19 protein-coding genes and 1 pseudogene are annotated in these 22,047 nt (G+C 59.5%); 13 read left to right on the forward strand and 7 right to left on the reverse strand.

All coding sequences use genetic code 11. The annotated features are described in order from the left end of the window. Window positions 1–135: 135 nt before the first annotated feature. The 3 genes from AC07VR_RS18965 to AC07VR_RS18975 all read left to right on the forward strand — a co-directional run bounded on the left by AC07VR_RS18965 (window position 136) and on the right by AC07VR_RS18975 (window position 4,032). On the forward strand, window positions 136–1,062 hold the full coding sequence (locus tag AC07VR_RS18965) for a universal stress protein (RefSeq protein WP_495012180.1): 927 nt from the start codon (window positions 136–138) through the stop codon (window positions 1,060–1,062). A gap of 244 nt (window positions 1,063–1,306) precedes the next feature. Further along, window positions 1,307–2,443, forward strand: coding sequence for an HlyD family secretion protein (locus AC07VR_RS18970; RefSeq protein ID WP_495012181.1), 1,137 nt, complete (start codon window positions 1,307–1,309; stop codon window positions 2,441–2,443). Beyond that, a complete protein-coding gene (locus AC07VR_RS18975) occupies window positions 2,440–4,032 on the forward strand; it encodes a DHA2 family efflux MFS transporter permease subunit (RefSeq protein ID WP_495012182.1) in 1,593 nt (530 codons plus the stop codon). Before AC07VR_RS18970 ends, AC07VR_RS18975 begins: the two co-directional genes overlap by 4 nt. 9 nt (window positions 4,033–4,041) lie before the next feature. Here AC07VR_RS18975 and AC07VR_RS18980 read toward each other — a convergent pair whose 3' ends face one another. The 4 genes and pseudogenes from AC07VR_RS18980 to AC07VR_RS18995 all read right to left on the reverse strand — a co-directional run bounded on the left by AC07VR_RS18980 (window position 4,042) and on the right by AC07VR_RS18995 (window position 7,389). Beyond that, complete coding sequence (locus tag AC07VR_RS18980) at window positions 4,042–4,482, reverse strand: carboxymuconolactone decarboxylase family protein (RefSeq protein WP_495012183.1); 441 nt, start codon at window positions 4,480–4,482, stop codon at window positions 4,042–4,044. 183 nt (window positions 4,483–4,665) lie between these two features. Then, window positions 4,666–6,111, reverse strand: coding sequence for a mechanosensitive ion channel domain-containing protein (locus AC07VR_RS18985; RefSeq protein WP_495012184.1), 1,446 nt, complete (start codon window positions 6,109–6,111; stop codon window positions 4,666–4,668). Window positions 6,112–6,244: 133 nt separating this feature from the next. Continuing rightward, window positions 6,245–6,415, reverse strand: a pseudogene (locus tag AC07VR_RS18990) (group II intron reverse transcriptase/maturase); the annotation flags it as partial. Window positions 6,416–6,537: 122 nt separating this feature from the next. Next, window positions 6,538–7,389 (reverse strand): glycine betaine ABC transporter substrate-binding protein, encoded by an 852-nt coding sequence (locus AC07VR_RS18995; protein ID WP_494994166.1) that lies wholly within the window; start codon window positions 7,387–7,389, stop codon window positions 6,538–6,540. Window positions 7,390–7,838: 449 nt separating this feature from the next. Here AC07VR_RS18995 and AC07VR_RS19000 point away from each other — a divergent pair, with 449 nt between their 5' ends. Further along, entirely contained in the window at window positions 7,839–9,434 is a 1,596-nt protein-coding gene (locus tag AC07VR_RS19000; RefSeq protein ID WP_494994167.1) for a glycoside hydrolase family 17 protein, read from the forward strand. 59 nt (window positions 9,435–9,493) lie between these two features. On the opposite strand, the gene AC07VR_RS19005 is transcribed toward AC07VR_RS19000, so the two are convergent. Further along, window positions 9,494–9,865 carry a hypothetical protein gene (locus AC07VR_RS19005; RefSeq protein ID WP_494994168.1) on the reverse strand — a complete coding sequence of 124 codons (372 nt, stop codon included), beginning with the start codon at window positions 9,863–9,865 and terminating at the stop codon, window positions 9,494–9,496. Window positions 9,866–10,099: 234 nt separating this feature from the next. Between AC07VR_RS19005 and AC07VR_RS19010 the strand changes: the two genes are divergently transcribed. Together AC07VR_RS19010 and AC07VR_RS19015 are read left to right on the forward strand one after the other, a co-directional pair. Beyond that, a complete protein-coding gene (locus tag AC07VR_RS19010; protein ID WP_495012185.1) occupies window positions 10,100–11,398 on the forward strand; it encodes a serine/threonine protein kinase in 1,299 nt (432 codons plus the stop codon). An 88-nt stretch (window positions 11,399–11,486) separates the two neighbouring features. Beyond that, window positions 11,487–12,191 carry an MlaA family lipoprotein gene (locus tag AC07VR_RS19015; RefSeq protein ID WP_495012250.1) on the forward strand — a complete coding sequence of 235 codons (705 nt, stop codon included), beginning with the start codon at window positions 11,487–11,489 and terminating at the stop codon, window positions 12,189–12,191. Window positions 12,192–12,268: 77 nt separating this feature from the next. Here AC07VR_RS19015 and AC07VR_RS19020 read toward each other — a convergent pair whose 3' ends face one another. Beyond that, complete coding sequence (locus AC07VR_RS19020; protein WP_495012186.1) at window positions 12,269–13,183, reverse strand: DUF808 domain-containing protein; 915 nt, start codon at window positions 13,181–13,183, stop codon at window positions 12,269–12,271. A 134-nt stretch (window positions 13,184–13,317) separates the two neighbouring features. Here AC07VR_RS19020 and AC07VR_RS19025 point away from each other — a divergent pair, with 134 nt between their 5' ends. Both AC07VR_RS19025 and AC07VR_RS19030 read left to right on the forward strand, forming a co-directional pair. Next, window positions 13,318–13,926: a TetR/AcrR family transcriptional regulator gene (locus AC07VR_RS19025; protein ID WP_495012187.1), complete on the forward strand. Its 609-nt coding sequence runs from the start codon at window positions 13,318–13,320 to the stop codon at window positions 13,924–13,926. 204 nt (window positions 13,927–14,130) lie between these two features. Beyond that, entirely contained in the window at window positions 14,131–14,589 is a 459-nt protein-coding gene (locus AC07VR_RS19030) for an REP-associated tyrosine transposase (RefSeq protein WP_495012188.1), read from the forward strand. A gap of 150 nt (window positions 14,590–14,739) precedes the next feature. Here AC07VR_RS19030 and AC07VR_RS19035 read toward each other — a convergent pair whose 3' ends face one another. After that, on the reverse strand, window positions 14,740–15,180 hold the full coding sequence (locus tag AC07VR_RS19035; protein WP_494994173.1) for a GlcG/HbpS family heme-binding protein: 441 nt from the start codon (window positions 15,178–15,180) through the stop codon (window positions 14,740–14,742). A 266-nt stretch (window positions 15,181–15,446) separates the two neighbouring features. Here AC07VR_RS19035 and gcl point away from each other — a divergent pair, with 266 nt between their 5' ends. From gcl to pyk, 5 genes are all read left to right on the forward strand, one after another. Beyond that, window positions 15,447–17,222 carry a glyoxylate carboligase gene (gene gcl, locus AC07VR_RS19040; RefSeq protein WP_495012189.1) on the forward strand — a complete coding sequence of 592 codons (1,776 nt, stop codon included), beginning with the start codon at window positions 15,447–15,449 and terminating at the stop codon, window positions 17,220–17,222. 142 nt (window positions 17,223–17,364) lie between these two features. Continuing rightward, on the forward strand, window positions 17,365–18,147 hold the full coding sequence (gene hyi / locus AC07VR_RS19045; RefSeq protein ID WP_495012190.1) for a hydroxypyruvate isomerase: 783 nt from the start codon (window positions 17,365–17,367) through the stop codon (window positions 18,145–18,147). A gap of 146 nt (window positions 18,148–18,293) precedes the next feature. Further along, window positions 18,294–19,184, forward strand: coding sequence for a 2-hydroxy-3-oxopropionate reductase (locus AC07VR_RS19050; RefSeq protein ID WP_495012191.1), 891 nt, complete (start codon window positions 18,294–18,296; stop codon window positions 19,182–19,184). A 147-nt stretch (window positions 19,185–19,331) separates the two neighbouring features. After that, window positions 19,332–20,612, forward strand: coding sequence for a glycerate kinase type-2 family protein (locus AC07VR_RS19055; protein WP_495012192.1), 1,281 nt, complete (start codon window positions 19,332–19,334; stop codon window positions 20,610–20,612). Beyond that, window positions 20,602–22,017 carry a pyruvate kinase gene (gene pyk / locus AC07VR_RS19060; RefSeq protein ID WP_495012193.1) on the forward strand — a complete coding sequence of 472 codons (1,416 nt, stop codon included), beginning with the start codon at window positions 20,602–20,604 and terminating at the stop codon, window positions 22,015–22,017. Before AC07VR_RS19055 ends, pyk begins: the two co-directional genes overlap by 11 nt. The last annotated feature ends 30 nt before the right edge of the window (window positions 22,018–22,047 follow it).

Here is a 22,047-nt window from a genome sequence, read left to right on the forward strand (position 1 = left end):
CGGACACCCCGGCTGACGTTGATGCCAATCAACCCGTTTGCTCGTACTGGCGGCATGATCAGATAATCGTCTTGCCACTTGATGTCCAGTCACGGCCCTGAGGGACCGCTGTCTTTACTGTTTGGGAGGTTTGTCATGTCCAGACAAAAACGCTTCATGCTGGTGACTTCGCCATTGATGCAGCACAGCGCAGCCTTCGACAGGGCCGCCGCCCTGGCCAGGGCCGAAGGTGCAGCGCTGCACATCGTGGCTTTTGATTATCTCGAGGGCCTGGCGACAGCGGGCCTGGTCAATGAGCAAGCGCTGGAGCAAATGCGTTTGGGCTACGTCGGGCGGCACCGCCAGTGGCTTGAGGAACAGGCCAGGCCCCTGCGCAAAATTGGTGTTGATGTGACCACCGAAGTGACATGGGTCGAACGTCCACTGGAAGAAATCCTTGTCCACCTCAACGAACAACCCATGGACATGCTGATCAAGGCCCTGGAGCACGAGTCGCTGTTGACGCGGATCATGTTCACGCCTCTCGATGTGCACCTGATGCGCCAGTGCCCTGTACCGTTGCATTTTGTGAGCAATACCCGTCATGCCTTGCCGCGCAAGATCGTCGCAGCGGTGGACCCCCTCCATCACAGTGACCAGAACCCGGGCTTCAATGACCGGATCATCCGCGAAGCGGTGAAACTGGCGATGCGATGCAACGCCGAAATCGATGTGTTGTACGCCTATGACCTGTCATCGATCACCTCGTCAGAGTTCGGCTTTGCCAGCGGTTCATCCTTCTTCTCCTCAAGCATGGCCAAGACCATGTATGACATTCAGGATGAGGCCTTCAACGCGTTGGCCGAACGCAACGGCATACCGACCGGGCAGCGCCACCTGATCATGGGCAATCCGGCCAAGGTCCTCGCCAGTTATGCCGACACCCATGACGTCGATGTCATCGTCATGGGCAAAGTGAGCCCGCATGGCCTGGACAAACTTATCGGCAGTACGGCAGAGCACCTGCTCTACAAGATGCCTTGTAGTGTGTTGGTGGTCGGTGCTGAACAACCCGAGTATTGAATCATGCAGATCCCGCGCATTTTTCTTTCCCGGTTGGCGTAGTACCTGAAAGTCAGCATCCAGTCCCCGTTCAACCTTCGTCTGAGCAAGCGCTTGTTCAACCAGGCGCTGCGCTCCTGACGCGCTTCAAACAACCGTTGTATTAAACCCACCTGACGACTGGCAGGAAATTTCGCTTGCGAGCCAATATTACATGCATCATATTACACGCGTAATATTTATCTGATCCGACAGGTACCCTGCCATGACCAGCATGACTGCAGTTGAAGAGCCCGGAATCGCTACCGCACTGAACCCACCCAGGCCTGCACTGCTCAAGCGCCTGATGCTGATGATTCTGGCCGCCGCTGCGCTGGTGCTGATCGGGCTCTATGGCCTGCACTGGTGGACCAGCGGGCGCTTTATCGAAGATACCGACGATGCCTACATCGGCGGCGATGTCACGGTGATCGGGCCGAAAGTGGCCGGCTACATCGAAGAAGTGCTGGTGACCGACAACCAACAGGTGCATGCCGGTGACGTACTGATCCGTCTCGACTCACGGGATTACCGCGCCAGCCTGGCCAAGGCCGAGGGTGCGGTAGCTGCCGAAGAAGCCTTGCTGGCCAACCTCGACGCCACCGAACAACTGCAACACGCGGTGATTGATCAGGCCCGGGCGGGGATCGATGCCACGGGCGCGGAGATGTCGCGCTCACGCGACGACAATGCGCGCTACAAACGCCTGGTCGGCAGTTCCGCAGTGTCTGTGGAGAGTGCGCAACGGGCAGACGCCACCTTCAAAACCGCGCAAGCCCTCAGCGCCCGGGCGCAGGCTGAACTGCTCGCCACCCAGCGCCAGTTGAACGTGATCGCCACTCAGAAACAGCAGGCCAGAGCGGCGTTGATGCAAGCCCAGGCCGAGCGGGATATCGCCCGATTGAACCTCGGTTACACCGAGTTGCGCGCGCCTGCAGATGGCGTGATCGGCAACCGTCGGGCGCGGGTGGGCGCCTATGCCCAGGCCGGATCGCAACTGCTCTCGGTGGTACCGGCCAGCGGCCTGTGGGTCGATGCCAATTTCAAGGAAGATCAGCTCAGACTCATGGTTCCCGGCCAGCGGGTCAGTATCCACGCTGATGTGATGCCCGGTCGGGAGTTCCACGGCCACCTGGACAGCCTGGCCCCGGCGACTGGCGCACAGTTCAGCGTGTTGCCGCCGGAAAACGCTACGGGCAACTTCACTAAAATCGTCCAGCGCGTGCCGGTGCGAATCATCCTCGATCCGGCTGACGCAGTGCTGGGCCAACTGCGTCCGGGCCTTTCGGTGACCGCGTCAGTCGATACGAAAGCCGAACATAAAGAACCCTCGGCGGCCGTCGCCCAGGCCAGCGCACCATGAGTCGCGCCCTCGCTGCCCGGGCTCAGCCCTTCGATGCCAGTACCATGGCGACCGCGACCAAGGTGTTCGCCTTCGCCACTATGTGCATCGGTATGTTCATTGCTCTGCTGGATATCCAGATTGTCTCGGCGTCGTTGCGCGACATCGGTGGCGGGCTCTCGGCCGGCACCGACGAAACCGCCTGGGTGCAGACCAGTTACCTGATCGCCGAAATCATTGTTATCCCGCTCTCGGGCTGGCTTTCTCGGGTGTTTTCCACACGTTGGCTGTTTTGCGTCTCGGCGGTCGGTTTCACCCTGGCCAGCTTGCTCTGCGGCGCGGCCTGGAACATCCAGAGCATGATCGCCTTCCGCGCGTTGCAAGGGTTTCTCGGCGGTTCGATGATCCCGCTGGTGTTCACCACCGCGTTCTTTTTCTTCACCGGCAAACAACGGGTGATCGCCGCAGCGACCATCGGCGCCGTGGCTTCGTTGGCTCCGACCCTGGGCCCGGTGATCGGTGGCTGGATCACCGATATCTCATCCTGGCACTGGCTGTTCTACATCAACCTGGTACCGGGAATTTTCGTCGCGGTGGCGGTGCCAATGCTGGTGAAAATCGACGAGCCGGAACTGTCGCTGCTCAAGGGCGCCGATTACCTGAGCATGGTCTTCATGGCACTGTTTCTCGGTTGCCTGGAATACACCCTCGAAGAAGGCCCGCGCTGGAACTGGTTCAGCGACAGCACCATCCTCACGACCGCATGGATCTCCGGGTTGGCGGGACTGGCCTTTATCGGTCGCAGCTTGCACGTGGGCAACCCGATCGTTGATCTGCGGGCGTTGAAAGACCGCAATTTTGCCTTGGGTTGTTTCTTTTCCTTCGTCACTGGCATCGGCCTTTTCGCGACCATTTACCTGACACCGCTGTTTCTCGGACGGGTACGCGGCTACGGCGCGCTGGACATTGGTCTTGCGGTGTTTTCCACCGGGGTGTTCCAGATTATGGCGATTCCGCTGTATGCCTTCCTGGCCAACCGCATCGACCTGCGCTGGATCATGATGACCGGCCTGGGGCTGTTTGCCTTGTCGATGTGGGATTTCAGCCCGATCACCCACGATTGGGGAGCCAGAGAATTGATACTGCCGCAAGCCTTGCGTGGTATCGCCCAGCAATTGGCGGTGCCGCCGGCCGTGACCTTGACCCTCGGTGGGCTGGCCCCGTCTCGGTTGAAGCACGCCTCGGGGTTGTTCAACCTGATGCGTAATCTGGGTGGTGCGATTGGCATTGCTGCCTGCGCGACCATCCTCAATGACCGCACCAACCTGCACTTCACCCGACTGGCCGAGCATCTCAATAGCAGCAACGAAGCCTTGAACCAGTGGCTGACGCAGGTGGGCGGTAACTTCGCCGCCCTCGGTCAGACCGGCGACCAGGGCGTTACCGCCAGCCTTCATCAACTGTGGCTATTGACATGGCGCGAAGCCCAGACACAAACCTATGGCGACGCGTTTCTGATGATCATGGCCTGCTTCATCATCGCCACGGCGATGGTGCCCTTGATGCGCAAGGTCAAACCACCGGCCGCGCCGTCTGCCGATGCTCATTGAGCCTCAGATTCATTCCTGCGGGAACTTGCGAAAGCCTACCGCAAGACGGTTCCAGCTATTTATTGTGGAAATCGCCATGGTCAGGTCGACCATTTCGCTGGCACTGAATTCAGCGCTCAGCAGTGCGTAATCTTCATCCGGCGCGTGGGTTTCCGAGAGTCGGGTCAGGGCTTCGGTCCAGGCCAGTGCGGCACGTTCGCGCGGGGTGAAAAACGGCGTTTCACGCCAGACCGAAACCGCATACAGACGACGTTCGGTTTCACCGCCCTTACGGGCATCAGCGGTGTGCATGTCGACGCAGAATGCACAGCCATTGATCTGCGAAGCGCGCAGCTTGACCAGCTCGACCAGGCTTTTTTCCAGTGGCAGTTTCGATACCGCAGTTTCCAGCGCCAACATGGCTTTGAAGGCATCCGGCGAAGCGGTGTAGAAATCGATACGAGGTTGCATGGTGTGCTCCATAACAAGTGGGGGTGTAGATACGTTAGCCCCGCCTGTGAGTTGCACAAATAACCAATTTTTTGGAAGTTGAGGATACCAATCGGTGGAACGACGACTCCGATAGACCGAGTCGCCTACTCCTTGCCCGCGATAGGCGTCAGACCAGACACCCTCAATAAACAGGCCACCTCTCTAGGCCCTGCTGCGCAACCACTGCAAAAAGCCCTTTTTTTTCTCCATCACTTTTGGCACTTCCTGAGTCAGGGTGTGTGCGGTGTGCAGGCGGAAATCCAGCAGGTTTTTCATTGCATCACTGATATCGCGGCGCGCATCCAGGCAAGGTTTCAAGTACTCCTTCTCGATGCGATACAAGGTGCAAAAGGTCTTGGCCGAGAAATCGGCGATCACGGCCTGATCGGAGAGGATCCCGGCCTCGCCGATCACCTCTCCCGGCCCCATGCGCCCGGCTTCGAACTTGGTGCCGGCACGGCTCAGGGCTACCGAAACCACACCGGACTCGATAATGAACAAATGATCGCTGACCTCGCCAGTGGCCAGGATCATCTCGCCGGCACGGAAGGTTTGCAGGGTCATGTTCTGGCTGAAGGTGTCTTTCTCCTCCTGACGCAAGGTCGAGAAAATATTCGAACTTTCCAGCAGCGCCCGGGGCCGTGAGTAGTTGGCCGGCGTCGCGCTTTCCACCGTCGACAACAGGCTCACACCCGACGCCCTCAAGTGCCGATACGCCAGATCGAACAGCTGATTGCGTACTTCACGCTTCTGAGCCATGGACGATACAAACCCGCTGATTTCGTATTCCACCCCATCGCTGCTGGAGCTTTTCAGCGCAACATTGGGTGCTGGCCTGCCGAGCAGTGGCCGACACCCCTGCATGGCGCGCTCCAGGGCTTCGATCACCGTTTGCGGCCGGGCATGGGGACTGATCTGCAGGCTCACGGACAGACCGAATATGTCGCGGGGCCGGCTGAAATTGATGATCTTGGCTTTTGCCGCCAGGGAGTTGGGGATCACGGCCATGCTGCCTTGAGTCGTTTGCAAGCGCGTCGCCCGCCAGTCGATATCGGTCACCCGACCTTCGGTGCCATCGATCGAGATCCAGTCATCGATTTGATAGGGCTTGGTGGCGTTCAGGACGATGCCGGAGAACACATCGCTAAGGGTGCTTTGCAGCGCCAGACCGACAATGATCGCCACCGCCCCGGAAGTCGCCAGCACACCCTTGACCGGCAAATCGAGCACGTAGGCCAGCGCCGCAATGATCGCGATCAGGAAAATCACCGCGCCGAGCAAATCCTGCAACAACCGCCCGGTGTGCCCGACCCGCTGCATCATCAGGGTACCGAGCAGCACCGTCAGGGTCCGCGCGCCGAACAACCACCAACCGATCTGCAGACCGGTCGCGGCCAGGTGCAACGGCACATTCTCCGGCCACGGCGGCGTTTCCATCGGGTTCATGCCCTCGTTGAACAGCAGCGCGCTGAACAACGAGAAAATCACCAGCCGCACCACCAGTTTCCAGTTGCTGCCACTGGCTGAAATCAACCGCCACAAAAAGATGTCGATAAGGACCAGGGCCAGGGCACAGAGCAGTGGGTGATCGGTGAGAAATGTCGGCATCAAGCAACTCCAGCAAGCGAATGGCGCGAAGATCGCACAAATACCCCCTGTGGAGTTATAGCTTTAAATCGAGTAGGAGGCGGATTCACATCCGCCGTCCTCTCACCGTACGTACGGTTCCGTATACGGCGGTTCAGGTTAAGCGGTTAAGCCGGCGTATCGTGTCCAGTATCGAGACCAGCCCGAGTCGATCCCATAGTTTCTTTGCCAGCGCCTGATTCATGTGGAGGGCTCCGGAGTTCCGCCAAGGGCCTCGACCATTGAATGCCGAGTTACAAGCACGCGCCTCATTGAGCCCCAAGCGTGGCCACCACATCCAAGCTGGTTGCGCTGACGCGCAACGCGCCATGCCTGGCGCACAGAAAAAAACCGCCTGGCGCGAACGCCAGACGGTCTTGATACCTGCTATTCAGACGCGTGGTAAGGTTATTTGGCGGTCCACTCGGCAACACGTTGCGGGTGCTTGGCCACCCAGTCCTTGGCAGCAGCTTCAGGCTTGGCACCATCCTGAATCGCCAACATGACTTCGCCAATCTCGTCTTTGGACCCCCACTGGAATTTTTTCAGGAAGGCAGCGACCTCCGGAGCCTTCTTCTCCAGATCTTTACTACCGATGCTGTTGACGGTTTCGGCAGCGCCGTAAACGGCTTTAGGATCGTCGAGGAAGCGCAGTTTCCACTTGGCGAACATCCAGTGCGGCACCCAGCCGGTGACAGCGATGGACTCGTTCTTCTCTTCAGCACGGGTCAGTTCGGCAATCATTGCCGCACCGGAACTGGCTTGCAGCTTGTAATCGAGACCGTAATCCTTGATGGCCTGATCGGTCTTGAGCATCACGCCTGAGCCGGCATCAATCCCGACGATCTTGCTCTTGAAGGTAGTGTCATCTTTCAGGTCGGCGATGGACTTCGCCTTGACGTACTCCGGTACGATCAGGCCGATTTTCGCGTCCTTGAAGTTAGGACCGTAGTCGACCACCTTGTCCTTGTTCTTGGCCCAATACTCACCGTGAGTCACCGGCAGCCAGGCCGAGAGCATCGCGTCGAGTTTGCCGGTGGCAACGCCCTGCCACATGATCCCGGTCGCAACGGCCTGCAGCTTGACGTCATAACCGAGCTTTTGCTTGATCACTTCAGCCGCCACGTTGGTCGTCGCCACGCTGTCGGACCAGCCGTCGACATAGCCGATGCTCAGGGTTTTGCCGTCGGCACTGGCCACGCTGGAACCAATCGCAAGTACCAGAGCGGCACCTGCACCTAAGAGTTGTCGCATCTTCATCGTTACTTCCCCGAAAGTGCTGCGCCCGACGGATGCCGAGCGGCGTCAACTTATTGCTATGGTGCCTTTTGGCCTGTGTGGCTGGTTCTGTTAGTCAACTTCGGCGCCACAAGCCCCTATCCTGCGTTGCTGCTCCTCGCCATAGCGGGCTATGACTCGTCACAGCGCCTTGGCCAGGGACTTCTGGCATCCGAATTTGAACTAACGAACCAGCCACACAGGTCACTTGCGCCCCCTTCACGCTTCATTGCCAAACCCGTCCGAATATCAGCGGAGTACTGATGCTTCGATCATCAACCTGACGTGCGCGACGACCTGCTCTGGCTGCGACCTCAAGGCAACGAGAAACGACATCAGAACGCCAGTAATCGTGACAATGAGGAATACCTCACCGGGTACCGCCCGAACATTGCTTGTCAAATTTATGCAGCCCCCCAAGCACGCGGCAAATGCAGGTAAGATGCGCGGCTTTGCTCCCAGACGGCCTGACCATGCCCGCGACTGCCCGCTTTCCTTTCTTACCTTATCTATTCGCCTGTCTGCTTGGCCTGTTTGCGCTTTGCGGCTTCTGGTACGGTCTCGGCCAACCGGTACTGCTACCGGATGTAGCCAGCGCCAGGCACAAGCTGCAATGCGCCTCCTATACCCCGTTCGATAAAGACCAATCACCGTTCGACGAACCATTCAAGTTGCGCCCCGAACGCATGGACGCCGACCTTGCGCTGTTGGCGACCCGCTTCGAATGCATTCGCACCTATTCCATGACCGGTCTCGAAGCCCTTCCCGACCTGGCGCGCAAGCACGGCTTGAAGCTGATGATCGGCGCGTGGGTCAACAGCAACCCGGTGGATACCGCCAAGGAAGTCGACATGCTGATCGCCTCGGCCAATGCCAACGCGGATGTAGTGACCTCGGTGATCGTCGGCAACGAAGCCCTGCTGCGCAAGGAAGTCACCGGAGCCCAGTTGGCCAAGCTGATTCTCAAGGTGAAAAGCCACGTCAAACAGCCGGTGACCTACGCCGATGTCTGGGAGTTCTGGCTCAAGCACCCGGAAATCGCCCCGGCAGTAGATTTCCTGACCATCCATTTGCTGCCGTATTGGGAAGATGATCCGTCCAACATCGACGCCGCCCTCAATCAGGTCGCGCAAGTCCGCCAGGTATTTGGCAATCGCTTCGCCCCCAAAGACGTGATGATTGGCGAAACCGGCTGGCCAAGCGAAGGCCGCCAGCGCGAAACGGCGCTGCCAAGCCGGGTCAACGAAGCCAAGTTCATTCGTGGTTTTGTCGCCTTGGCTGAGCACAATGGCTGGCACTACAACCTGATTGAAGCCTTCGACCAACCCTGGAAGCGCGCCAGCGAGGGGGCTGTCGGCGGCTACTGGGGGCTGTTCGATGCAGATCGTCAGGACAAGGGTGTATTGGCCGGGCCGGTGTCGAATCTGCCCTTCTGGCCTCAATGGCTGGGCATCGGTGGGTTGCTTTTCCTCGGCACGCTGATCCTCGGCGGTCGCGTGCGCAGCACTCGCACAGCTCTGCTCCTGCCGCTGCTCGGCGCATTGGGCGCCTGCTCCATCGGCGCCTGGGGCGAACTGGCACGAGTCACCAGCCGCTTTGCCGGCGAATGGATCTGGGCCGGATTGCTGGTCGGCTTGAATCTGCTGGTGCTGGCCCACGCAGCACTTGCCCTGAGCGCCAAAACCGCATGGCGCAAGTGTGCCTTCAACTGGCTGGAACAGCGCGCTGGCTGGCTGCTGGCGGCCGCAGGCTTTGCCACAGCGGTGATGATGCTGGAGCTGGTGTTCGACCCACGCTATCGCAGCTTCCCGAGCGCAGCCTTGTTGCTGCCGGCGCTGGTTTACCTGTGCCGCCCGATCAGCGTTGCGCGCCGGGAGGTCGCCTTGCTGACCTTTATCATCGGTGCCGGCATCGCCCCGCAGCTGTACCGCGAAGGCCTGCAAAACCAGCAGGCCTGGGGCTGGGCGCTGGTGAGTGTGTTGATGGTCGCTGCGTTGTGGCGCAGTTTGCGGGCTCGCAAGGGCTGATCGACAGGTACAAAAAAGGGATGACCACGGTCATCCCTTTTTTTCGCTCGCGATTCAGCTCAAGCGGCAACGTCCGGCGCCCGGACCAACCGCAATGCCCCAATCACCACCGCAAACACCGCAAGACTGACGTTATACAACGCCAGCGCCGGAAAGCCGAACAACAGTGACAGCACCGCCAGACTCCATCCGGCACGCCCCGGCACCAGGAACCCAATGATCGCCGCTGCCAGCGCAGTCCAGCCCATGATCTTGAAATGAATCATCAGCCCCAGGGTCGAACGCGCCTGGCACTCCCAACGGCTCGCCTCATCGACACAGACGCCAACCCACCGGGCATCCTCCATAAGCCCATAACGCATGCCATAACTGGCGGCCAGCCATAATGGCAAGACAATAAGCAGCAGAATCACGGGCAGACGACGGGACATGAAGCACTCCGATAAACGAAAACGGCGCTCAGCTTAATCGCCCGACGAGGGTATGCAAGCGCGTTGCACAGATAACTGTCCACCAAACAGCTGCAAAGTGTATCGTCTAGCTACTATTACCCCGATTATGGCTGTCTGGACCGGCTATTTGTGCCGATGCATGGCACTTCGGCGACAGCGCGATGGTCATAGCCTGCATACCTCACTCGGCACCTTCTTCTTAGGGATCTAGTCATGCTCCGTTCCTTGCGCCTCGCTGCCTTGTTTGGCGGCCTTATCTTGAGTGCGTCCGCACTGGCGGTCGATATCGACGCCGTCAGTTATGGCTACCCGCTGACCAACCCGTTCGAGGCGACGATTGCTACTACCCCACCGGATTTGCGGCCGGAGCTGCCGTCCGATGAGGATATCGATCAGGCTGATTACAGCCTGAGGTTGCGCCCGGAGCGTGAGTTCAACCTGCCGGACAATTTCTGGGCAGTGAAGAAGCTCACCTACCGGATGGCCAAACAGGATCACGCCGCACCGCTGATTTTCCTGATCTCCGGTACGGGCGCGCCCTACAACAGCAGCATTAACGAATACCTGAAAAAGCTCTACTACAAAGCCGGCTATCACGTGGTGCAACTGTCGTCGCCAACCAGCTTCGACTTCATGAGCGCTGCATCGCGCTATGCCACGCCAGGTGTGACCAAGGATGACGCCGAGGACCTGTACCGCGTCATGCAGGCCGTGCGTGCACAAAACCCGAAACTGCCGATCACCGACTACTACCTCACCGGCTATAGCCTGGGCGGCCTGGACGCGGCGTTTGTCAGCAAGCTGGATGAAACCCGACGCAGTTTCAACTTCAAGAAAGTCCTGCTGCTCAACCCTCCGGTCAACCTTTACACCTCGATTACCAACCTGGACAAGCTGGTCCAGACCGAGGTCAAGGGCATCAACAACAGCACCACATTTTATGAACTGGTGTTGAACAAACTGACTCGCTACTTTCAGCAAAAAGGCTATATCGATCTCAACGATGCGTTGCTCTACGACTTTCAACAGTCCAAACAGCATCTGAGCAATGAACAGATGGCCATGCTGATCGGTACCTCGTTCCGCTTTTCTGCGGCCGACATTGCCTTCACCTCGGACCTGATCAACCGCCGCGGCCTGATCACCCCACCCAAATACCCGATCACCGAAGGCACCAGTCTTACACCGTTCCTCAAGCGTGCCCTGCAATGCGACTTCGATTGTTACATCACCGAGCAACTGATCCCGATGTGGCGCGCCCGCACCGATGGCGGCAGCGTGCTGCAACTGATCGACCAGGTCAGCCTTTATGCACTCAAGGACTACCTGCACAACAACCCGAAGATTGCCGTAATGCACAACGCCGATGACCTGATTCTCGGCCCGGGCGACCTTGGTTTTCTGCGTAGAACCTTCGGCGACCGCCTGACCGTCTACCCCCATGGCGGCCATTGCGGCAACCTCAACTACCGCGTCAACAGCGACGCCATGCTGGAGTTCTTCCGTGGATAGGGCCCGTTATAAACATCTCCTGCTTATCGCTGCGTTACTTTTCACGGGCTATGCCAACGCCGACAACAGCAAGGCCAACACCACCACCGTGGTCGATCAGGACGGTTTCACCGAGCCCATGACCAAACTCAAGTTCAACCCTGGGCTGGACCAGCGCGAATTCGAACGCTCGACCTTGAACGCGCTGAATGTCTATGACCCGCTGGAGTCGTGGAACCGCCGGGTCTACCACTTCAACTATCGCTTCGATCAGTGGGTGTTCCTGCCAGTGGTCGACGGCTATCGGTATATCACCCCAGGCTTCCTGCGCAGCGGTGTGAGCAACTTTTTCAACAACCTCGGTGATGTGCCCAATCTGCTCAACAGCCTGTTGCAGTTCAAGGGTAAACGTTCCATGGAGACCACCGGTCGATTGTTGCTCAACACCACCATCGGCATCGCAGGTTTGTGGGACCCGGCAACCATGATGGGCCTGCCGCGCCAGAACGAAGACTTCGGCCAGACCCTGGGCTTCTATGGCGTCCCGGGCGGTGCCTACATTGTCCTGCCGATCCTCGGCCCGTCGAACCTGCGTGATACCGGCGGGCTTGTATTCGACTTCACGGCGGAATCGCAGATCAACTTCCTCAATGTCTCGAAGGTCAGCGAGAACCATCCGGAAATCTGGGTCCTGCGCGGCATCGACAAGCGCTACCAGAACAGATTCCGCTACGGACAGACGAACTCACCGTTCGAGTACGAAAAAGTGCGTTACGTCTACACCGAGGCGCGCAAGTTGCAGATTGCTGAGTAACGCGATCCATGGGTGAAAAAAAGGCCATTCGACTCAATCGAATGGCCTTTTTCTTTGGCGTTTTGTAGAACGCCGTTTCAGGCCTTCGCCATCCGCCAGACCTTGCCCGCCGCCATCACCCCCACCAGGACCACCGCCCCGGCGATAATCCCGGCCACAGCATTGAGCAGTATCGGCACGATCAGCGAAAAGCCACCTGTGCTCTGGCTCACGCTTTCTATCCAGTGATGAGCCGCCGGCACACCATGGGTGAGAATCCCGCCACCGACCATGAACATCGCCGCGGTGCCGATCACCGAGAGGCTTTTCATCATGTACGGTGCGGCACGCAGGATGGCGCCGCCAATGCGTTTGGCCACCTGCCCTGGCTTCTGGATTAGCCATAACCCGAGATCGTCGAGTTTGACGATGCCGGCCACCAGGCCATAGACGCCGACGGTCATGATGATGGCGATACCCGACAGCACGATGACCTGTTGCATCAGCGGCGCGTCGGCCACAGTGCCCAGGGTGATGGCGATGATTTCTGCCGAGAGGATGAAGTCAGTGCGCACAGCCCCCTTGATCTTGTCCCTCTCGTAGGCCACCAGGTCGACGGCCGGATCTGCCACGGCATCGATCAGTTGATCATGGCCGGCCTTGTCGTCGGCCTCGCTGTGAAGGAACGTGTGGGCGAGTTTTTCGAAGCCTTCGAAGCACAGATAGGCCCCGCCGAGCATCAACAGCGGAGTCACCAGCATCGGCGCCAAGGCGCTGATGGCTAATGCAGCAGGAACGAGGATTAACTTGTTGCGAAACGAGCCCTTGGCCACGGCCCAGACCACCGGAATTTCACGCTCGGCGCGCACACCGCAAACTTGCTGGGCGTTGAGCGCCAGGTCGTCGCCAAGCACGCCGGCGGTTTTCTTGGCGGCCAGCTTGGTCATCAAGGCTACATCGTCGAGCACGGCGGCGATGTCGTCGATCAGCACCAGCAAACTGCTTCCTGCCATGGATCAGGCTTCCTTCGATCATGAATTTTGTCGAGCATAACGCGACACAAGGCGCTGCGGGGCATTCTTGAGCCCCGCGCAAAGCCGGTGCTACCATGCGCAACCGCCAGAACAGGCAAGGAATCACCTGGTTTATGAGCACCATCCGCGAGCGCAACAAAGAACTGATCCTGCGCGCAGCCAGCGAAGAGTTTGCCGACAAGGGCTTCGCTGCGACTAAAACCAGTGACATCGCGGCCAAGGCGGGGTTGCCCAAGCCCAACGTCTACTACTACTTCAAGTCCAAGGAAAACCTCTATCGCGAGGTGCTGGAAAGCATCATCGAGCCGATTCTGCAGGCCTCGACGCCGTTCAATGCCGACGGTGTGCCCAGCGAAGTGCTCAGTGGCTATATCCGTTCCAAGATCCGCATCTCCCGCGATCTGCCGTTCGCGTCCAAGGTGTTCGCCAGCGAGATCATGCACGGCGCACCGCACCTGAGCCCCGATCAGGTCGAGCAGCTCAATGCCCAGGCCAAACACAATATCGACTGCATCCAGACCTGGATCGACCGCGGGCAGATCGCCCAAATCGACCCCAACCACCTGATGTTCAGCATCTGGGCGGCAACCCAGACGTACGCCGATTTCGACTGGCAAATCTCGGTCGTCACCGGCAAGGCCAAGCTCGATGAAACCGATTATGAAGCGGCGGCACAGACCATCATTCGCCTCGTGCTCAAGGGCTGCGAGCCGGACAAGTAGACCGCGGCGCCCTCAATCGCGAGTAAGCCCGCTCCCACACTAAAACGAGTTCAGCCGAAGATTCGTGGCCAACACTGATCTAATGTGGGAGCGGGCTTGCTCGCGATAGCCATCTACCAGACACATCCAGCTAAAGGTCCACACCACTACCCGGCATTCACCGATCTACCCTTTCAGTAAATTTTCTACAGAAAGGGCAACGGAATGCCTGAACTGCCAGCATCACATCGCTTGCGCATCGGTCGCTATGCCGAACAAAACAGAATCTATCTGCTTACCGCGAACACTCTCAATCGCGAGCCTGTTTTCAGGGATTACACCCTGGGTCGGCTAGTGGTTCATCAATTCAGAAAGGCTGAGGAACAAGGACTGGCAAGTTCTCTGGCGTGGGTAGTCATGCCGGATCATTTCCACTGGCTTGTTGAACTGCACCAAGATTCTTTGGGTGAGCTGATGTGCCGGACCAAATCCTTTAGTACTCGAGCGGTCAACACTGCCACTGGGCGAACTGGAAGCCTTTGGCAACAGAGTTACCATGATCACGCCGTGCGCCATGAAGAGGGTTTGAGACGAGTCGCGCGTTATGTCGTGGCCAACCCAATGCGGGCAGGACTTGTGAAGCGGATTGGCGACTATCCGCTTTGGGATGCGATTTGGGTTTAGCCAATAGACCGAGTTGCCCCCATCGCGAGCAAGCCCGCTCCCACACCAGACTGAGTTCATCTGCCGGATTCTCGGCTAACACAGATTTAATGTGGGACGGGCCGGGCGACGTTCGCTTGCTCACTATTGCTATCGATCAGGCACCACTGATCAAGCCGTCACCCCCGCATCCGCCTGCAACCCCTGCGCCTCGATGGCGCTGATTGCGCATTGCTCGTCGATGTCAGAGGTATCGCCGCTGATGCCAATGGCGCCAATCACCACACCCTGCTGATTGCGAATCAACACCCCGCCCGGCGCTGGCACCACGCTGCCCTGCCCCAGGCTATTGAGCGCGGCGATAAAGGCCGGCCGCTGCTGCGCGTCCAGCGCCAATAGCCGTGAACCCTTGCCCAAAGCAATCGCGCCCCAGGCTTTGCCGATGGCGATCTGCGGGCGAAGCAGGCTCGCGCCATCTTCACGTTGCAAGGTCACCAGATGCCCTCCGGCATCAAGTACCGCGATGGTCAGCGGTGCCGCGGCGATCTTGCGCCCCGCAGCAATGGCTCGACCAGTCAGGCTAACTGCGTCTTTCAAGGTTAAAGCGCTCATGGGTGCCGTCCTTATCTTGTTAGGGGAAAGCCTTTGGGTTTCTTTTTCTTGAGAAGCCCGACGCGACAAATAGAACACAATAAGTTATTTTTTTGTATACAATAATTATCGAAAAGCTGCTTGTGCGACGAAAAGCCACAGTACTTCTGGCTTCTGACAAATGAAACAGCCGCTTGATAAAATGGATTGACCTGCGCCGTCCGCCGTGAATACACTCTGCGCAAAGCCACTTGTATACAATTACAAAACCTAAGAGGCACAAAACCATGAGCAAAATGAGAGCAATCGAAGCCGCCGTTCTGGTGATGCGCCGCGAAGGGGTTGATACCGCTTTTGGCATCCCCGGTGCAGCCATCAACCCGCTGTACTCCGCCCTGCAAAAGGTCGGCGGCATCGATCACGTCCTCGCTCGCCACGTTGAAGGCGCCTCGCACATGGCCGAGGGCTACACCCGCACTAAAGCCGGTAACATCGGCGTGTGCATCGGTACTTCCGGGCCTGCCGGTACCGACATGGTCACCGGGCTCTACAGCGCCTCGGCCGACTCGATTCCAATCCTCTGCATCACCGGCCAGGCACCCCGGGCCCGTATGCACAAGGAAGACTTCCAGGCGGTCGACATCACCAGCATCGTCAAGCCAGTGACCAAGTGGGCGACCACCGTTCTGGAACCGGGCCAAGTGCCTTATGCCTTCCAGAAAGCCTTTTTCGAAATGCGCTCCGGCCGCCCTGGCCCGGTGCTGATCGATCTGCCGTTCGACGTACAGATGGCAGAAATCGAATTCGATATCGACGCCTACGAACCGCTGCCGCTGGCCAAACCAACGGCTAACCGCGTGCAGGTCGAGAAAGCCCTGGCCATGCTCGATCAGGCTGAACGGCCATTGCTGGTCGCCGGTGGCGGCATCATCAATGCCGATGCCAGTGACTTGCTGGTGGAGTTCGCTGAGCTGACCGGCATTCCAGTAATCCCGACCCTGATGGGCTGGGGCACCATCCCTGACGATCACCCGTTGATGGTCGGTATGGTCGGTCTGCAAACCTCGCACCGCTATGGCAACGCGACCATGCTCAAATCCGACGTGGTACTGGGTGTGGGTAACCGCTGGGCGAACCGTCACACCGGTTCGGTGGACGTGTACACCGAAGGCCGCAAATTCATCCACGTTGACATCGAACCGACCCAGATCGGCCGCGTGTTCACCCCGGACCTGGGCATCGTTTCCGATGCCGCTGCCGCGCTGACCGTGTTCATCGAAGTCGCGCGTGAATGGCAGGCTGCCGGCAAACTGAAAAACCGCAGCGCCTGGCTGCAAGACTGCCAGCAGCGCAAGGCCAGCCTGCACCGCAAGACCCACTTCGACAACGTGCCGGTCAAGCCGCAGCGCGTATACGAAGAGATGAACCAGGTGTTCGGCAAGGACACCTGCTACGTCAGCACCATCGGTCTGTCGCAGATTGCCGGCGCGCAGTTCCTGCACGTCTACAAACCGCGTCACTGGATCAACTGCGGTCAGGCCGGCCCGTTGGGCTGGACCATTCCGGCCGCGCTGGGTGTGGTCAAGGCTGACCCGAGCCGCAAAGTCGTGGCGCTGTCCGGCGACTATGACTTTCAGTTCATGATCGAAGAGTTGGCGGTGGGCGCGCAGTTCAAACTGCCGTACATCCACGTCGTGGTGAACAACTCCTATCTGGGGCTGATCCGTCAGGCACAGCGCGGTTTTGACATGGACTACTGTGTGCAGCTGTCCTTCGACAACCTCAACGCTCCGGAACTCAACGGCTACGGTGTCGACCATGTCGCGGTTGCCGAAGGCCTGGGTTGCAAGGCTCTGCGCGTCTTCGAACCGGCTGACATCGCCCCTGCCCTGCGCAAGGCCGAAGAGCTGATCGAGGAGTTCAAGGTTCCGGTGATCGTCGAGATTATCCTGGAGCGCGTGACCAACATTTCCATGGGCACCGAGATCAACTCCGTCAACGAATTCGAAGATCTGGCGCTGGTCGGCAGCGATGCGCCGACGGCGATTTCGTTGCTCGACTGATTGCGTTGAAGGATCGTTCCCACGCTCCCGCGTGGGAATGCCGCCCCGGACGCTCCGCGTCCAGCCCTTAGGTGGCGCAGAGCGTCACCGGATGCATTCCCACGCAGAGCGTGGGAACGATGAATCTTTACAGGAGACCACCATGCCGCGTTTCGCAGCCAACCTGTCCATGCTGTTTACCGAGCAGGGTTTTCTTGCCCGCTTCGAAGCTGCCGCCAAGGCCGGCTTCAGTGGTGTCGAATACCTGTTCCCGTATGACTTCAGCTCCGCCGAAATCAAGGCGCAGCTCGATGCCCACGGTCTGACCCAAGTGCTGTTCAACCTGCCGGCCGGTGACTGGGCCAAGGGCGAACGCGGTATCGCGTGCCTGCCGGATCGGGTCGAAGAATTCCGCGCGGGTGTCGATCTGGCGATCGCTTACGCGAAAGTGCTGGGCAATACCCAGATCAACTGCCTGGCCGGCATCCGCCCACAAGGCCTGGACGCCGCCACCGTTGAAAAGACCTTCATCGCCAACCTCAAGTACGCCGCCGACAAGCTGCAAGCAGTGGGCATCAAGCTGGTGATGGAGGCGATCAACACACGCGACATTCCGGGCTTCTACCTGAACAACACCGCTCAGGCCCTGTCGATTCGCGAGCAGGTCGCCAGCAACAACCTGTTCCTGCAATACGACATCTACCACATGCAAATCATGGAGGGCGACCTGGCCCGGACCATGGCAGACCATCTGGACGAGATCAATCACATCCAGCTCGCCGACAACCCGGGGCGTAACGAACCGGGCACTGGCGAGATCAACTACCGCTTCCTGTTCGAACACCTGGACCGTATCGGTTACCAGGGCTGGGTCGGCTGTGAATACAAGCCGCTGACCACGACTGAAGCCGGGTTGGGCTGGTTGAAAACCCATAACGCGATTTGACTGAAGACCGCCTCATCGTTCATCGCGGCAAGCCTCGCTCCTACGTCGAACGAGCCCCCCTGTAGGAGCGAGGCTCGCCCGCGAAGCGGCCTCACTGACACTCCACGAATTTTGTGATAAAGCAATAAAAACAAGAGGATTTTCTCATGGCTAAAATCGGATTTATCGGCACCGGCATCATGGGCCACCCAATGGCGTTGAACCTGCAAAAAGCCGGTCACAGCCTGTACCTCTCGGCGCACCACGACCCCGCACCTGCCGACCTGGTGGCCGCTGGCGCGGTCGCTCTGGCGAACCCGAAAGAAGTCGCTCAGGAAGCTGAGTTCATTATCATCATGGTTCCGGACACCCCGCAGGTCGAAGACGTGCTGTTCCGCGCCGACGGCGTGGCTGCCGGTGTCGGTCCAGGCAAGATAGTGATCGACATGAGCTCGATCTCACCGACCGCGACCAAAGCCTTCGCTGCAAAAATCAACGAAACAGGCGCGCAATACCTCGATGCCCCGGTGTCCGGCGGTGAAGTCGGCGCCAAGGCTGCCACGTTGAGCATCATGATCGGCGGCGACAGCCAGGCCTTCGAACGCGCTCTGCCACTGTTCCAGAGCATGGGCAAGAACATCACCCTGGTCGGTGGCAACGGCGACGGTCAAACCGCCAAAGTGGCGAACCAGATCATCGTCGCGCTAAACATCCAGGCGGTTGCTGAAGCCCTGCTGTTCGCCTCGAAAAACGGTGCTGATCCCGCCAAGGTCCGTGAAGCACTGATGGGTGGCTTCGCTTCGTCAAAGATCCTCGAAGTCCACGGCGAGCGCATGATCAAAGGCACATTCGATCCTGGCTTCCGCATCAGCCTGCACCAGAAGGATCTCAACCTGGCCCTGGCCGGTGCTCGCGAGCTGGGCATCAACCTGCCCAACACCGCCAACACTCAGCAAGTGTTCAGCACCTGCGCGGCCATCGGTGGCAGTAACTGGGACCACTCGGCGCTGATCAAAGGTCTTGAGCACATGGCGAATTTCTCGATTCGCGATAAATAAACCAACCCGATCGTTCCCACGCTCTGCGTGGGAATGCATCCCGTGACGCTCCGCGTCACCGCCGAAGCGGACGCAGAGCGTCCATTGAGGCATTCCCACGCAGAGCATGGGAACGATCAGCCAAAACAATAAGATTGGGAGCCCGCCATGTCGGTCGATCCGCAACAATTTCTGCGTGAGCTGTTCGCCACAGCCATCGACGCCGCCCACCCGCAGCACGTCCTTGAAGCCCATTTGCCCAGCGATCGAAGTGGTCGGGTGATCGTGATTGGCGCGGGTAAAGCCGCCGCGGCCATGGCGCAAGTGGTCGAGCGTTGCTGGCAGGGCGAAGTCTCGGGACTGGTAGTGACCCGCTACGGTCACGGCGCCCCTTGCGACAAAATCGAAGTAGTCGAAGCCGCCCACCCGGTGCCTGACGCGGCCGGTCTGGCCGTGGCAAAACGGGTGCTGGAACTGGTCAGCGATCTGACTGAAGACGACCGGGTGATCTTCCTGCTCTCGGGCGGCGGCTCGGCATTGCTGGCACTGCCGGCGGCCGGGATCACACTTGCCGACAAACAGTCGATCAACAAAGCCCTGCTCAAATCCGGTGCCACCATCGGCGAGATGAACTGCGTGCGCAAGCACCTCTCGGCGATCAAGGGCGGCCGCCTGGCCAAGGCCTGCTGGCCAGCGACGGTCTACACCTACGCGATTTCCGATGTACCGGGCGACCTGGCAACGGTGATCGCCTCCGGGCCGACCGTGGCCGACCCGAGCACCTCGGCCGAAGCCCTGGCTATTCTCAAGCGCTATGCCATTGATGTTCCGGCGACCGTGCGCAGCTGGCTGCAAAGCGCCGAATCGGAAACGGTCAAACCTGGTGATCCGGGCCTGACCCGCAGTCACTTCCAGCTGATCGCGCGACCGCAGCAATCGTTGCAAGCGGCGGCGGTGAAAGCTCGTCAGGCCGGTTTCAGCCCGTTGATTCTCGGCGACCTGGAAGGCGAGTCCCGGGAAGTGGCCAAGGTCCACGCCGGGATCGCACGCCAGGTTGTGCTCCACGGCCAGCCACTGGCGGCGCCGTGTGTGATTCTCTCTGGCGGTGAAACCACCGTCACCGTGCGTGGCAATGGCCGCGGCGGGCGCAACGCCGAGTTCCTGCTCAGCCTCACCGATAACCTCAAGGGTCTGCCCGGCGTCTATGCGCTGGCCGGCGACACCGATGGCATTGACGGTTCCGAAGACAATGCCGGCGCCATCATGACCCCGGACAGCTACGCTCGCGCCGCCGCCCTGGGTCTGAGCGCCAGCGATGAGCTGGACAACAACAACGGCTATGGCTACTTCGCCGCGCTGGATGCGTTGATCGTCACCGAACCGACCCGCACCAACGTCAACGACTTTCGCGCCATCCTGATTCTCGAGAGCCCTAAACATGACGCCTGACAAGAAGGTCAAAATCCTCGCCACCCTTGGCCCTGCCACAGACGGAATCGACGATATCCGTGAGCTGGTCGAAGCCGGGGTGAACATCTTTCGCCTCAATTTCAGCCATGGCGACCACGCTGATCATGCTCAGCGCTACCAGTGGATTCGCGAAGTCGAGAAACAGCTGAATTACCCGCTGGGGATTCTGATGGACCTGCAAGGTCCGAAACTGCGGGTCGGGAAGTTTGCCGAGGGCAAGGTTCAACTGATGCGCGGTCAAGCCCTGCGTCTGGACCTGGACGCAACGCCCGGCGATCAACGCCGGGTCAACCTGCCCCACCCGGAAATCATCGCCGCGCTGGAACCGGGCATGGACCTGCTGCTGGACGACGGCAAGCTACGCCTGCGAGTGACCGCCAAACATGCCGATGCCATCGACACTACGGTGCTCAACGGCGGCGAGCTGTCTGACCGTAAAGGCGTCAACGTCCCGCAAGCCCTGCTCGAATTGAGCCCACTGACCGCCAAGGACCGTCGCGACCTGAGCTTCGGCCTGGAGCTGGGTGTGGACTGGGTAGCGCTGTCGTTTGTGCAGCGTCCGGCAGACATCCTCGAAGCCCGCGAACTGATCGGCGACAAAGCCTTTCTGATGGCGAAAATCGAGAAGCCGTCAGCCGTCGAACACTTGCGAGAAATTGCCGGGCTGAGCGACGCGATCATGGTTGCCCGTGGCGATCTGGGCGTGGAAGTGCCGGCCGAAAGCGTGCCGCAGATTCAGAAGAACATCATCACTATCTGCCGCCAGCTCGGCAAACCCGTGGTGGTGGCGACGCAGATGCTCGAGTCGATGCGCTTCTCCCCGGCACCGACCCGCGCCGAAGTCACTGACGTTGCCAACGCCGTGGCCGAGGGTACCGACGCGGTGATGCTCTCGGCAGAAACCGCGTCCGGTGATTACCCGCTGGAAGCGGTGCAGATGATGAGCAAGATCATCCGCCAGGTCGAAAGCGGCCCGGATTATCAGGCGCAACTGGACGTCGGCCGGCCTCAGGCCGAAGCCACGGTGTCCGACGCCATCAGCTGTGCGATCCGCCGCATCAGCAGCATCCTGCCAGTGGCGGTGCTGGTGAACTACAGCGAATCCGGCAGCTCCAGTTTGCGGGCAGCGCGGGAACGACCGACAGTGCCAATTCTCAACCTGACACCAAACCTGCAAACCGCACGCCGCCTGACCGTGGCCTGGGGTGTGCACTCGGTGGTCAATGATCGATTGCGTCAGGTTGACGAAGTTTGCTCCACGGCCCTGGAAATCGCCCAGGCGCAAGGCATGGCCAAGCGTGGCGACACGTTGTTGATCACTGCGGGTGTGCCTTTCGGTCAGCCGGGATCAACTAACTCGTTGCGCATCGAGACGTTGATTTAGCGCCTGTTCCGGCCTCATCGCGAGCAGGCT

The sequence above is a fragment of the Pseudomonas sp. GW821-FHT02H09 genome (genome assembly GCF_059421425.1).